The organism is Deltaproteobacteria bacterium, from assembly GCA_009692615.1.
Taxonomy (GTDB): Bacteria; Desulfobacterota; Binatia; order UBA9968; family UBA9968; genus DP-20.
In genome coordinates, this window is record SHYW01000063.1 from 15,234 (window position 1) to 28,994 (window position 13,761).

14 protein-coding genes are annotated in these 13,761 nt (G+C 54.9%); 11 read left to right on the forward strand and 3 right to left on the reverse strand.

Annotation, left to right across the window (positions count from 1 at the left end):
- The first annotated feature begins 128 nt into the window (after positions 1-128).
- The 4 genes from EXR70_15480 (at position 129) to EXR70_15495 (ending at position 2,567) form a co-directional block, all read left to right on the forward strand.
- Positions 129-1,220, forward strand: a complete 1,092-nt coding sequence (locus tag EXR70_15480) for an alpha/beta fold hydrolase (protein MSP39888.1) — start codon at positions 129-131, stop codon at positions 1,218-1,220.
- A gap of 5 nt (positions 1,221-1,225) precedes the next feature.
- A complete protein-coding gene (locus EXR70_15485) occupies positions 1,226-1,543 on the forward strand; it encodes a hypothetical protein (GenBank protein MSP39889.1) in 318 nt (105 codons plus the stop codon).
- Positions 1,516-1,863, forward strand: coding sequence for a hypothetical protein (locus tag EXR70_15490; GenBank protein MSP39890.1), 348 nt, complete (start codon positions 1,516-1,518; stop codon positions 1,861-1,863). Before EXR70_15485 ends, EXR70_15490 begins: the two co-directional genes overlap by 28 nt.
- 254 nt (positions 1,864-2,117) lie before the next feature.
- Entirely contained in the window at positions 2,118-2,567 is a 450-nt protein-coding gene (locus EXR70_15495) for a hypothetical protein (GenBank protein MSP39891.1), read from the forward strand.
- A gap of 313 nt (positions 2,568-2,880) precedes the next feature.
- Here EXR70_15495 and EXR70_15500 read toward each other — a convergent pair whose 3' ends face one another.
- Both EXR70_15500 and EXR70_15505 read right to left on the reverse strand, forming a co-directional pair.
- Positions 2,881-3,711 (reverse strand): VOC family protein, encoded by an 831-nt coding sequence (locus tag EXR70_15500; GenBank protein MSP39892.1) that lies wholly within the window; start codon positions 3,709-3,711, stop codon positions 2,881-2,883.
- A gap of 67 nt (positions 3,712-3,778) precedes the next feature.
- Complete coding sequence (locus tag EXR70_15505) at positions 3,779-4,879, reverse strand: cupin domain-containing protein (protein ID MSP39893.1); 1,101 nt, start codon at positions 4,877-4,879, stop codon at positions 3,779-3,781.
- A gap of 128 nt (positions 4,880-5,007) precedes the next feature.
- Here EXR70_15505 and EXR70_15510 point away from each other — a divergent pair, with 128 nt between their 5' ends.
- From EXR70_15510 to EXR70_15540, 7 genes are all read left to right on the forward strand, one after another.
- Positions 5,008-6,270: a hypothetical protein gene (locus EXR70_15510; GenBank protein ID MSP39894.1), complete on the forward strand. Its 1,263-nt coding sequence runs from the start codon at positions 5,008-5,010 to the stop codon at positions 6,268-6,270.
- A gap of 186 nt (positions 6,271-6,456) precedes the next feature.
- Positions 6,457-8,871 carry a HAMP domain-containing protein gene (locus EXR70_15515; protein ID MSP39895.1) on the forward strand — a complete coding sequence of 805 codons (2,415 nt, stop codon included), beginning with the start codon at positions 6,457-6,459 and terminating at the stop codon, positions 8,869-8,871.
- A complete protein-coding gene (locus EXR70_15520; GenBank protein MSP39896.1) occupies positions 8,868-9,587 on the forward strand; it encodes a hypothetical protein in 720 nt (239 codons plus the stop codon). Before EXR70_15515 ends, EXR70_15520 begins: the two co-directional genes overlap by 4 nt.
- Positions 9,584-10,099, forward strand: coding sequence for a hypothetical protein (locus EXR70_15525; GenBank protein ID MSP39897.1), 516 nt, complete (start codon positions 9,584-9,586; stop codon positions 10,097-10,099). Before EXR70_15520 ends, EXR70_15525 begins: the two co-directional genes overlap by 4 nt.
- Before the next feature lie 219 nt (positions 10,100-10,318).
- Positions 10,319-11,332, forward strand: a complete 1,014-nt coding sequence (locus EXR70_15530) for a hypothetical protein (protein MSP39898.1) — start codon at positions 10,319-10,321, stop codon at positions 11,330-11,332.
- Between the two features lie 26 nt (positions 11,333-11,358).
- Positions 11,359-11,982: an urea carboxylase-associated family protein gene (locus tag EXR70_15535; GenBank protein MSP39899.1), complete on the forward strand. Its 624-nt coding sequence runs from the start codon at positions 11,359-11,361 to the stop codon at positions 11,980-11,982.
- 64 nt (positions 11,983-12,046) lie between these two features.
- Positions 12,047-12,583, forward strand: a complete 537-nt coding sequence (locus EXR70_15540) for a hypothetical protein (GenBank protein MSP39900.1) — start codon at positions 12,047-12,049, stop codon at positions 12,581-12,583.
- An 86-nt stretch (positions 12,584-12,669) separates the two neighbouring features.
- Here the strand turns inward: EXR70_15540 and EXR70_15545 are convergent, their stop codons facing one another.
- Complete coding sequence (locus tag EXR70_15545; GenBank protein MSP39901.1) at positions 12,670-13,527, reverse strand: hypothetical protein; 858 nt, start codon at positions 13,525-13,527, stop codon at positions 12,670-12,672.
- Positions 13,528-13,761 lie beyond the last annotated feature (234 nt).

The following is a 13,761-nucleotide window of genomic DNA, read 5'->3' on the forward strand; positions in this document are numbered from 1 at the left end:
GGATGACATGGTGAATCGTAAAGGTCAACCCCGAAAGAGTCAAAAATAGCACGTCCGTTCGCCGCGCTCATTGACGTCAATCCGGTTTAGGCATTAGATACGGAAAAAGAATTTGAGGGAATCGATCCATGAGCGAACCGCGCACATTGAATGAAGTCAAAGACGATATTCGCGGCCGCGTCGGCCAGCGCGCGCCGTTTCTCCACGCCGACCGAGCCGAATCCGAAGAAGCGCTGGCGCAAATGGCAAACTTCGAAGGCGAAACTTGGGCGGCGGCATGGAACGCACTCGGTTCCCGTTGGGAAGCAACCGCGCTGAGCGCGGAAAAATCCGGCAATGGCGCGCAAGCGAAGGACGCTTTTCTAAAATCCTACGGCTACTACGGCATCGCCCGCCATCCGTTTCCGAGCACACCGGGCAAACATCACGGCTACCAGAAAACCCGCGAGATGTTTCTCGCCGCGTCAAAATATTTCGACATTGCCGTCGAGCGTGTGGCGATTCCGTTTCAAGGTAAAGTAATAGTCGGCCACTTACGTTTGCCGAAAAAATTTCCGGCGCCGATGATCATGCACTGGGGCGGCATCGACAACTGGAAAGAAGAACGCCACTCCTTCGGTGAGAACTTCGTCAAAGAAGGCTGGGGCTGCTTCATCATCGACAGCCCCGGCACCGGCGAATGTCCGATGCTCGCCGGTCCCGACGCCCATCAAGTGCATCTGGCGGTGCTGGAGTATCTACTAAAGCGGCCCGAAGTGGACGGTAATAGAATCGCCGCGGTCGGCGCCAGCTTCGGCGGCCACTGGTCGACCAAGCTCGCCCACATGGCGCCGGATAAATTGCGCGCCGCGGTCAACTGGGGCGGCGGCGTACACCATTTTTTTCAAGCGCAATGGCAAGAACGTTCGCGCCACGCCGACTCCTATCTTTTCGATCTCATCGAAGCGCGCGCCAATTTATTCGGCAAGAAAACTTTCGACGAGCTGTGCGCCGTGATGCCGGCGCTGTCTCTGCTCGATCAAGCCTTGCTCGACAAACCCTCAGCGCCGCTGCTGATCGTCAACGGCAAGGAAGACAAGCAGGTGCCTTTGGAAGATTTTTATTTATTGCTCGAACATGGCACGCCCAAAACCATTCGCCTTTTCCCCGGCGGCCACATGGGCGCGATCCCGAATATTTTCAAGACCGTGATTAGCTGGCTGCATGAAAAACTGGATTGATTACTATGAGCCTCTATCAAGTGCAGAAGCTGATCTATCACGTCAACCGCGACGCCGAACGACGCGAGCGCTACCGCCAAGATGCGACTGGATTCGTGAAAGGTTACGACCTCACCGAGCCGGAAGGCACGGCGATCCTGAATGTCGACGTGCGCGCGGGTAAGGGCGATAAAGACCGCCACACGATGCTCCCGACGGCGGTGAAAAAACCCCTCGCAAAGCATCTTGAAATAATCAAGGAGCAACATCGGCGCGATCTCGAAAACGGCTTGGGCCGAGTCGTCCTGCGAACGCCCTGGATCGCAAATATCCTAACGCGATAAAAGAATGGGGATGGCAGTGGCTATTTCCCGCAACTAGTCACTACACCGATCGAGCAACTGGAGAGCAACACAGACATCACTTGCACGAATGCGTGTTACAGAAGGCTGTGAAACAAGCCGTACGCAAGGCAGGGCTGGCAAAGCCAGCGACTCCGCACACATTCAGACATTCATTTGCGACCCATTTGCTTGAGGACGGCTATGACATCCGCACAGTTCAGGAACTCCTTTGCCACCGCGATGTCAGCACGACGATGATTTACACGCATGTGTTGAATCGTGGCGGCAGAGGCGTCAACAGCCCAGCCGATCGTCTATAATTTATGATAGCGGGAGCGCTGGCTGGAATAACCCGCCAACCGTTAGGGAGATAACCCGCCAACCCAGGCGGCTTTTGGCGGGAGATATAACGTTGACAATGAGGGATAGCTGATGGGTATTGCAACCGATTTGGATTTTATTGTCAGAGTCGTCGCCGGAGATAAGCCGACCCGCAATTGTCGCCGGCTACGCCGGCTCACTTAATAGTTAGGCGTCGCAAATTGACCCCACGCTGCTCCATCTGTCCGAATCAATGAATCTCACTCCAAAAGGATATCGAAACATGTCCAAGCACGTAGCCGCAGTTCGCAAGTTCTACGAGGTGTTCACAACGGGGGATGTCTCTGAATTCGATCAGATTCTTGCCCCTGATTGGCAACCTATACCAGCCGTGCCAGGAAACCCTGGCGGAAGAGATGGTCAAAAGGGCACGGTTGGTTATCTCCAGTCCGTACTTTCAGATCTTGTCTATTCAGTGGAAGAAATCTATGAGTGCGGGCCTGACGTCGTGGCGTGTCGGTGTGCGCTTCGGGGAGTCCAGAAGGGACCGTTCCCTGGTCTTTCAGTTGTTGGAGCATCCGTCGAACTAATGACTATGGAGTTTCACTACTTCAAAAACGACCAGATAGTTGGTACACGGCATATCGAAGACTTTTTCGGCGTTCACCAACAGTTGCTCGCAGCAGGTGCCAAGCAACTTTAGGTCAGAGCATATTCACCAGATGGAGCGGTGGCTCTCGACAACTCCCTCCCGCTTGTGCCAACCGCAACGCCTAACCCTTCGTTCCAGCGGACTGGCTTCGGCATCCGCTGAACTCAAACGTTAGGCCACCGATCAATCCAATCTCATCACGCCCATAAATCATCCATAACCACGGATCGTTCATGGGCGGGCTCGCACTGATTCCGAGCCTGTTTATCGCTCAAGCGGTGGTTCGTCGGTACTGGCACAAAACAAAAACGCCGCCGACAGAATACCTGCCGGCGGCGTTTCAGACGGATCTAATCCGTCAATCTCACGAAGTGATCTCCCACCAATTCTTATTGATATCGCTCAGCAGAAAATGCGCCCGGCCATTGGTTTTGAATTCGCGCACGTCGTCGATGCCGAGCTGCTTGCCGTTTTTGGAAAAATCCTTGTGGGCGTCTTCGACTTCTTCGGGAGTCGCGAGTTTTAACGTGAAGCGGTTTTGTTCGTTTAAGTAATCGCGGTGCGTGGTCGGCAACACGACGACGTACCACGGGCCGTAGTCCGGCACGCTGATGTAAGTGGAAGTTCTGCCGCCGCCGATGATCGGCAAGCCGAGCACGTTGGCGAGAAACTTGTCGCTCACCTCTTTATCGTCGCAGTTGAGCGTGCCGTGAGTCATCGCTTGGCAGAGGTACGGCTTCTCGCCGGCTTTTTCATCGGGGAGCAAAGTTTCCCAATGCTGCTGGGCGATGCGTCGGCCGTGCTTCACGGCGCCAGGATTATAATATTCGATTTCGAGATCGTTGCCGCCCGGCTCTTTGAAGTAGATGGAATAAGCGAAGTGCGCTTCGTGCGGCTTGGTGACGCTGCGAATTTCATATTTTGCCTTGTTGGCCGTGATGTAGTCGCAAGCCTTCGGGACTTCTTTGGAGCTGGCGACGCGAAAGCCGTAGTGATTGGTGTGCGGCTTGTTCTTCGAATCCGGTCCGCCTTCATGGATCACAAGCCGCCACTTGGTGTTCGGATGCTTGACCACCGCCTGTTTCTCGGTGCGCTCGACCAGTTCCAGGTTCAACAGTTCTGTAAAAATCGGCAGGCTTTGATCGAGCGAGCGGCACTCATAGTGCCCTTCTGTGATGCCAATCGGTTTCAACATTTTCTTTTACTCCTGGGTCCACCCGGACGTGAATTTGAAAGTATTATTAAGAATGCTCTAACTCTTGTCAATTGGCGCGTTTGGCCACCGGCGCCATTTTCACCTCGGCGCCCGACTTGGCGCACTCCTCTTCGAAGATTTTTCGAATCAGCGGATCTTCATCTTCGTATTCAATCTGCCAGCCGCCAAAAGCCAGCGGCACATCGGCCTGAATCTTACCCGGTTGCAGTTTGTACTTGCGGCTCAAAATTTTCAGCGCCAAGTAGCGCGACGGTACGGCGCCGGAATTGAAATGCTGATGAAACCAACCTTCCGGCGGCACCACGATAGAGCCCGGCTTCCAATCGACGCGGGTCATTTCTCTTCCTTCCGGCCAGAGCAGCGAATAGCCATTGCCGGTGAGAATAAACACATGGGCGCCCGGTCCGTGACGGTGTGCCTTTTTGTAGATACCAACCGGAAAGCGCGACACATGAGAGCCCATCATGCTTTCGGACATCTCGAAAAAAATCGTTGCGTTGCCCTTGCCCCGCTCGCTCCACTCCACCGGTTCGATGTTGATCACGTCGGCGACGAAGTTGGTCTCGACCACCCGGTCGCTATAAAGTTTGCCGCCGCCGGTGAAGAAACCTTCTTCGCCCTTGAAGCGCTCGGTGAAGGAGTACGGACAGTTGGTGACGAAATCGGCGCTGCGAAATAAATTAAAAATCAGCGGCGCCGTGGTCACCGACAACAAGCGCGCTTCTTGATCGCCCTGGCCGTTGAAGTGCTGGTACCAGGCATTGAGCGGTAGGGCGAACAAACTGCCCGTCTGCCACTCGAAGGTCTGCTTGCCGCTATTTTCCTGCCAGACGGTCGTCGCGCCGCGGCCTGACAACACGTAAACCAGCGCTTCGTAAATATGGCGTTGGGGATTCAACATTTTGCCCGCGGGAATTCCTATCACGTAGGCGTCGTCCATGTAGCCGGCGCCGTCGAGCATGATGCACACGCCGTTGCCGCCGATGCGGTCCCACCATTTAAGCGGCGTGGTGTAAAGATCCTCAACGAAAAAGCCGCGCACGATGTCGATCCCCTGGGACGCGATCCAACGGTCGTAGGGCGTGTCCATGATTTCGACCTTACTGTCGACGGCTTGATAAGATGGGCGGTTGATTACTTCTGCCATTGGCTTACCTCCTAAACGATCTTCTCTGTTTCTTACCGGCAATTGGCCGCGCCATCAAGCGTTTGACAATTCCCTGTCCTATCCACATAAATCTTGGGAGACCGCAAATACATCAGACAGGATGATCCATGAGCCAAGAAGCCAGCAATAAATTGATCGCCGCATTAAAAAATGGTACAGGCCTAACCGACGACTTCATTTACCACCTGCCGTTCGACGACTATAAAACCTTTCCCGACCCGTTTCCGCGCACCGCCGTCACGGTCACGGAAGTTCAAGAGACCATTCAGCGCTATGCGAATCCCGAAAAGCCCGGCGAACTGTTTCACTGGGACATTCACGGCCGCTTGTTCACGCCAGTGAACGTTTCGCTCGCCAATATGGCGGTGGTGATGATTCATGGCGGCGCGGCCAATGAGTACGAATTTGTCTTTACTCCCGACGGGCCGGAGGCCTATCCCGATCTCAGCAAGAACGACCCCAAACAGGCCCGCGTCGGCGTAGCCCAGCACATCGCGTCGTTGGGAATTCCCGTGCTAGCGATTTCACTTCCCGGCCACTACAGCCGCAAACCCTGGCCGCCGATCGCCGAACGGCGGCCGGAATTCATCATCGGCCAAATCCCCAGCGACACTGAATTAAAAAATCGCCTGGCGGTTTACACGTTTAGAATGTGCACCGAAGCGGTCAAAGCGTTGGTCGAGAAAAACCTCAGCCAAGCAATTTTTATGTGGGGCCACTCCACCGGCGGTGAATATTTCTACTTGATGGAGCAATACGGCCTGAAAAATAAATTGATCGGCGGCTTAGGCTACGGCACCGGCATGCCGGCTTGGGTGCGCAAAGAATGGGATCTCGCCTGCGCCGAGAAGTCTCCCGAAGAGCGCGCCGCGCCGTTTCGCAATCTCACCGATTTGAGCCGCCGTTCGCCCAAAGGCTATGCCAAGAGCGGCTACGTCGGGCCGAATCAACCTTGGGGCAGCGTCGAGAAATGGTTCGAATTGGAAAATCATCGCCGACCCCAGTTCAAACCATTCCTACAAGACATCGAGCACAGTGCCCACGACGTGCTGATTCCGGAAATCAAAAAAACCTCCGGCTTGCCTGACGACGAACTGTTCATCACCTACAAAGCTCAGCTGGAAAGGCTGCGCGGCAAAAAGCTTTTGCATATCGTCGGCGAAAACGATAAAGGCCACTGGATCGAAGGCGGCGAACGGCGCTTGGAATATCGCCGTGAAGTTTTCGCCTTCAGGCGCTTCAAACCCTATGCCGACGCGCTGCGCTTGATCGTCGTACCCAAGCTCACCCATTACGGCCATGTCGAAAGTTACAACGAAGGCTTGGCCAATCTGATGGTCACCGGGTTCAAAAATTACTTCATGGGTTAGCTCGAACTGCGCAACTATATAAGCTTACCGAGTTTTGTCATTCCAATAGAACGATTCGGCGCTAACACTCCCTAGAATTTGCCCATTCTTCCCTGAATTTCCCGAGGTTGGCTGGTGCGCGTCTTGCTTTGAATTACGGGAACGCTAGGTCGGTACTTCTCTGGCGTGTGAAAGAATGGACGGCAAATGATTCGGTTCGCCTCCAGCCTAAGAGCTCGTTTAATTGCCTTTGTTCTCTTCGCGGTGATCCCCGCGTTCGCGGTCATCTTGTTCACCGATCAAAGACATCGGGATTCTATCGCGACCCATGTGCAGGATAACGCCCTGGTATCGGCTCGCTTCATCGCAACTGAACAGCGGCGCATTTTCGAGAACGCACACCAGTTACTGATCACGCTGGCGCGGCTGCCGCAAATCCGCGAACAAAACAGCCTCGGATGCGAAAAGATCCTCGCCAGCTTGCTGGAGCCCCTTTACGTCGATCTTGGCGTCATCGATACCAAGGGCAATGTTCTATGCAACGCGCTGGGCTCCAAGAGCCAGCCAAATCGGCGCATGAAGGATTCTTATATTCGCCGCGCCGTGGAAACCCAGGATTTAACCGTTGGCGAGATTCAACGCGATAGTGCCAGCGGCAAGACTGTGATCGAATTAGGTTTCCCGGTGAGCGACTCTCCTGGCAACGTCCGCGGTATCGCTTTCGTCATTTTGGATTATTCCTGGATCGTAAGAATCACCGCCGAGAATCATCTCCCTTCCGAAGCCTCCTTCATTGTCTTCGATGAGAAAGGAACGATATTTCTCCGTTACCCGGACCAAGCAGATGCGCTCGGCACGCGCATTCAAGCCGGGGTTCTGCCCAATGCCAAGGTGGTCCGCGGTGTGGAAGGAAATATCAAATCCCTCGGCCCCGACCGCATCGCGCGTCTGTTTACCTACCGGCAATTGGACCACCGCATCGCCGGAGCGATCATGTACGCCGGCATCGATATTCCGGGCCGGGCGGCATTTGCCGGAGCCGAACGCATACTGCGGCAAAATCTCTTGATACTGGGCGCCTTAACGCTCCTGACTTTGATCGCTGCCTGGTTCGGCGCGGATCTGTTTGTCCTGCGCCGGCTCCGCGATCTGATGGCCGCGACCAAGCAACTCGCGGTCGGCAACTTGAAGGCACGCACCACGCTTCCCTACGGCGGCAGCGAGCTCAGTCATTTAGCCCGAACTTTCGACGATCTGGCCGAAACCTTACAAAAGCGCGCCGCCGAAGCCAAAATCGCCGAGACCGAGATTCAAAAGCAGCATCTGCGCCAAAGCGCCATCCATGAAATCAGCGCGGCGATGACCTCGAGTCTCGACGTTGGCAAAGTTCTGGACGCGCTCTTAGAGGGCGTCATCACACTGTTTCCCTTTTCTTGTGTCACGTTGAGCTGGATCGATGAAAACGCCACACTGGATCCCATCGGATTCGCCGGGCGCCCCCACGCGAAGGGTTTGCAATCGAGAGCCGAAGGCGAACGAGGAATTCCCAAAGAGGTATTCAAGCATAAATTTCCATTACTGATTGCCAACGTGCCAACCGATAGCCGGGCCTCCGATCCAGATTCCCTGCGCGCGGCCGGTTTCATTACGTACTTAGGCCTGCCGCTGATCGTCAAGAATGAGCAGCTGGGGGTTTTGTCATTTTATTCCACTGAAGAGATCGACTTGAAAACCGAGGAAATGGATTTTCTCGCTAGCCTTACGCAGCAGGCCGCCGTTGCGCTCTATAATTCCCGCCTCTACGAGCAGACCCGCAACCAAGCTGTGGAGCTGGAAAAATCTAATCGGATCAAGGACGACTTTCTCGGTGTCATCTCCCATGAGCTGCGCACGCCACTCAACGTCATCATGAACTGCACCGAGGCCCTGAACATGGGGGTGTTCGGCGCTCTCAGCCCGGAGAATTTGAAAGGCACCGCGCGGATCGGTGTCCAGGCGAGCCATCTGCTCTCGCTAATTAACGGAATCCTAGAAATCACCAAGATCGAGACCGGAGCAATCGCCGTCAACATGGAACCGATAGATTTAATCCAACTCATTGAAGAACTCGAAAGCGACTATGCGATCGCCTCTAAAGAAAAAGAGCTGACGATCGAGTGGAAGGTCACCACCGATCTGCCGCCCATCGTCAGCGACCGCATGAAACTTCGCCAAGTGATAATCAACATCGTCAACAACGCGATCAAATTCACCGATCAGGGGTCGGTGATCGTATTGTTTCGGCCATCGCCGGAACAAGCAGGCATCGAGTTTTCCGTTGCCGACACCGGCATCGGCATCGCCGAGGAATCTCTGCCGTATATTTTCGATAAATTTCACCAAGCGGACGGCAGCACAACGCGAAACTTTGCGGGTGCGGGACTCGGCCTGTATCTGGTCAAACATTTCGTCGGGATCATGGGCGGATCGCTCCGGGTTGAGAGCAAGCTCGGCGAGGGGACGACTTTTACGGTACGAATTCCTAGTAGCGCATCCGTCGGATCGATCGAAGACGAGCGCCTCGCGATTAAAATCACCGATCACTTTGACGCCTCGCAACCGTCGGTGGAAGGAGAGTTATGATACCGACAGTTATGCTTCGCCGGTTTATCATCGGCTACTCAGCGATGCTCGCCCTAATGGTCGCGGTTTCCAGCTATGCGGTGTTGCGGCTGGGAAATTTGGGCGATGCCGCTCATGTGGCGCTCAACATCGAACAACGCCTGCTCGATCATGCCGAGGGGCTGGCCGACGCATTTTTATCCGAAGTCCGATACGCCGGCAAATTCACCGTTACCCAAGCCGCGGTGCATTACGACCAGTATAAGCAGTTCACCGCCGATTTCGATCGGCACATGGAGCAATTGAAAAAATTAGGCCCGTCAGCCGACGCCGCGCGACGGCTATCCCCAGCCGAAGAGTATCATGCGCAATACCGCCGTCTTTTCGAAAAAGAAGTCGACTATATCAAAACCAAGCAGCCCTATGCGAAAACCCGTTACCGCGAGGACAAAGAGCGCTTGGTTGATTATCTACTCAGGGAACACGACGCGTTCAAGAATGACTTGCAGCACAGCTTGCAGCAACGCATCGGTTACATCGAAACCGCCGCGCTCACCAGCCAGAAATTAACCATCGCCGCCACTTTGCTGATGGTCGTCATGGGGGTGTTCTTCGCCTGCTGGTTCTCCGGTAAATTGCCCAATCGCTGGCGAGGCTCGGTTGGGCTTAGGACGGCAGCGTTAATTTCACGCTGGCGTGTTTCTTCCTGGCGGAAAGGTCTGGGGGCACCCAAATGAAGGTAATTTATCGCCTGACGATCCTGATTGGGCTTATCTTGGTATCGGGTTGTTCCGCGGTGCACGATTCCGAGCCGCTAGTTCCGCCAGTGGCAAAGCGGCCGACACCCTTCGAGCGTAGCCAAGCGCTTTTTTCGCAAGGACAATACGATGCCGCCTATGACGAGAACCAAAGGATCTTTAAAGAAACCGGCAACGCATCCGATGTGGCGCTTTTCAACATGGGCATGATCTCGGCTCATTCGGCAAACCCGAAAAAAAACTATGGCCGCGCCCTAACGTCATTTCGCGCGCTGGTAAAGGAGCATCCCCAGAGTGAATTGATCGAACCGGCCAAAACCTGGATCCAGGTACTTGAAGAATATCAAAAAGTGGCCGAGGAAAAACGCACGCTGGTGAAGGAACGAGAATCTTTGGTGCAGGAGAAAGAAAAGCTTAAGTACACCCTCGAAAAGTCCCGCCAGCTCGATGTCGAAATCGAAAAGCGCCGGCGCGAAACCCTGCGACGGTGACATCGACATAGAACGTTTCGCCTCTCCCAAATTCAAAACGCGAACTCACTTTCAGAGAATTCTCTGGTCTGGTTTCCAAGTACGGCCGGCTCGGTAACCGAAGGACCGATTCTCGAACCGGCACCGAGTCGATTCTCACGCCAAGTTGCGCCCAAGCTCTGCGCGCGACTTTGCTTGACAGCATCGCCATTCTCCCTTAGTGATTGCACAGGAATAGCGATGCAATCAGCCAAGCAACACTTTTTTTCAGGGATGCGCCATTGGCTCGCAATCGCGCTATTGCTTGCGCTCCCAGCGCAGCTCAAAGCTGAGGCGTTGCGCATTGCCTACACCTCCATCGCCATCGTCTACGGCCCGCTGTGGCTCGCTAAGGACGCCGGCATCTTCAAGAAGTACAACATCGAGCCCGAGTTCATTTATATCGCCGGCGGACCGCCGTCGTTGCAGGCGCTGATCGCCGGCGACGTGGCGATCTCGTTCACCGCCGCCGGCGCCGCGGTGGCGGCCAATCTGCAAGGCGCCGATGTCGTCATGCTCGGCTCCACCTTCGATTCCCTGCTGTTTGAGCTGTGGTCCCTTCCCGCCATCAGAACGCCGGAACAACTGCGCGGCACTCGACTCGGCATCAGCCGCATCGGTGCCACCACCGATTTTGTCGCCCGCTACTTACTCAAGAAATGGAATTTACAGCCGGACAAAGACGTGACGATTTTTCAGACCGGCTCAGGACCACAAATCTTCGCGGCGATCAAAGCCGGCGCGGTGCAAAGCGGCGTGCTCTCCACCGGTCCCGAAACCATCAATGCCGAAGCCGGCGGTTTGCTGCGCTTGGCCGACATGTCGACCTCTGGCTTAGCTTATCCCGTCGGTCCGTTCGCGGCGCGCCAAGCGTTCATCAAGGCCCAGCCCGACTTGATCGCGCGTTTTATGAAAGCCTACGTCGAGGGTATTCACCGGTTTAAAACCGATAAGCCTTCAGCGTTGGCGGTGCTGGAGAAATACTTGAAGCAGAAAACCTCCCCGGCTTCGGAAAAACTCTACGACCTGCACGCCAGCAAATACTTTCGCCGCGCTCCGGAAGCGAGCGCCGCGGGCGTGCAAACCATCATCGAAGAGCTTTCCGCCGCGCGCGCCATCCCGCCGGGCACGACACCGGCGCGATTTACCGACTCTCGCTTTATCCACGAATTGATGAGCAGCGGCTTTGTCGACGCACTCTACAAAGGCCGTTAGTTGAACGACTAAGGAGCATTCCAAAAATGAAAACCATTTTGCAAAACCACGTGCCGCACAACACCGGCTGGTGCGCCGAAATGAAACAAGGCCAAGTGATCCGCATCACCGCGACGACCACGGTGGACTTCGTTTTCTTCAAGCTAAACAACTTGATCGAGCGCTTCGATCAGCCGCGCACCAAAGTTTATAATATGAAAATGTTCATCAGCACCGGCGATAAACTCATGGGGCGCAACAACCAGCACATGATGACGATCGTCTACGACGGCAACAAAACCGGCACTCATGACTTGCAAAAAGGCATGTGCAGCGGCTACCGCTTCAAACTGGCGCAGCAGGAAAACCGCCTGGCCGAATATTACCCGCGCGAGATCAAAGAAATCCCCGACCACGGTTGTTACGAGAATTTGTCGAAGGCCGTAGCTGCCTATGGCATCATTGCCGAAGATATTCCAAGCCCGTTCAATTTGAACCAGCATATGATCATCGACGGCAAGAGCGGCAAGATGGAACACACCCAAGTGCGTCCGCCGGAAGGCAACTACATGGATCTGCGCGCCGAGATGGACTTACTGGTCGCGCTCAGCGCCTGTCCCGATCTCGCCGTCGGCGGTAAACCGGTGGACGTGATGATTTACGAACCGTGATCCATCGCGAGGCAACGCCATCCACGCAAAGGAGTAATTACTCATTTCCATTGTAATCATCGCCATGCCCTATGGCGTGCTCGACGCGCAGCGGCTGTCGCAAGCGTCGCGCGCCTGTTTGGAGCGTTCCCTCGACTGGTGGCAGAAGTCGATGCACACCTCCAAGCACAAGACCTTTCTAGTCTTGGCGGGCTACAACAACGACGGCGGCCAAGAAATAAAGCTGCGCCGGGAGATCGCAGAATCAACGCTCCAAGAACCCGAACTGCTCAACAATTTGATCGAGGTCAGCGCCAGTAATGAAATCAGTCTGGCGCAAACAATTTCCCGGGTACGGTCGTTGCTACCGTTCGAGACCGTCACGGTCTTCGTCGAAGAGCGCAACGCGATCAGCGTGAGGGCGATCTTTAGACGCAAATTCGGCAAGACCCTGCATATCAGAAAAATCAAAGCCGAATTCGAATTCAATCACCAGTGGATCACCACGTCGACCTCCTTCGCCTGGTCGGCGCGCAATTGGCTATTGCGGATCTGGTTCGAAGTGAAAAAAAGAATGGGCCGGGGACTGCGGAAAAAAATTCGCTACTGGTTCAAGTCATGAGATCATTGGAGTGATGGAGTATTGGAATAATCGGTGGGGCCCAATACTCCAGTACTCCAACTCTCCATTTCTCCAATCGTTCTTCCTCACGCGACTTTGGAAATCTTCGCGTTCGACTCCGCCGAGAAACCCTTCTCCAACCACCAATGCGCCACTTCGCTGCCGGTGGCGAACCACACGCCTTTATGCGACTTAATGTGGGCGATGATGTCCGACAAAGTTTTTGCTCGGCCGGGCCGGCTGGAAATGTAGGGATGAAACTGGAACGGGCAAAAGGTCGGCGCCAAGCTCGACTCTTCATAAAACTGATCGAACATGCCCTTCCAGATCGTCAGCGTATCGTTGGGATTGCCCGAATCGCGGTGTCCGTAAGCGCGCCCGTCGCCGAACGGCTGGCGCGGCAGCTCGACGAGTCTTTTCTTGCCGCTCTGCCATAGGAACGGTAGATCGTGCGAGAACGAGTTGCTGTTCCACAAGTAACCCTGCTCCATCAGCAGTTCGAGGCTGTTGGGACTCTGGGTGCAGGAACGCCAACCTACCGGCCGTTTTTGCGCGCGGTTAAGAATCATATCGGTGGTGCGCTTCATGACATCGCGCTCTTCGTCCCGGCTCAGATCGCGCGCCACTTCGTGATGATAACCATGGCCGGCGACCTCGTGACCGGCGGCGATGATCGCCGACACCGCGTCCGGATAGCGCTCGGCGATGCCGCCGCAGGTAAGAAAGGTCGCTCTCACTTCATGGGACGCGAGGATGCGCAGAATCCGATAGATACCGGTGTTGGGTCCGTATTCCGCCTGAGTATACTCTTCGTGATTGATCTTGCCGTCCTTATTGAGCCGGACATCTTCGCCGCCCTGGAAATCGAAACTGAGCAGTACCGCTATGCGCGCATCGCCCGGCCAAGAGATTTTGCCGTTGCAGTGTATTTCTTGAATCGCCATCGTTGGCCTCCTAAATAATTTAAATGAATAACCTAGGACGCAAGTTAGTCCAGCGATTCGTCAGATGCAAGTTAAAATTCCATGTCACGTGTCGTGGCAACGTCAATATGTCATGTTAACAGCAACGCGATTATGTCAGGGTAGTGCGTTGGGTTGAGGTCGTAAGTTAGAAACCTGGCCATAGCGGAACCCCACCTTGTTGGAGTTGGTTCGATATAGGCCAAGTGTGTGCGT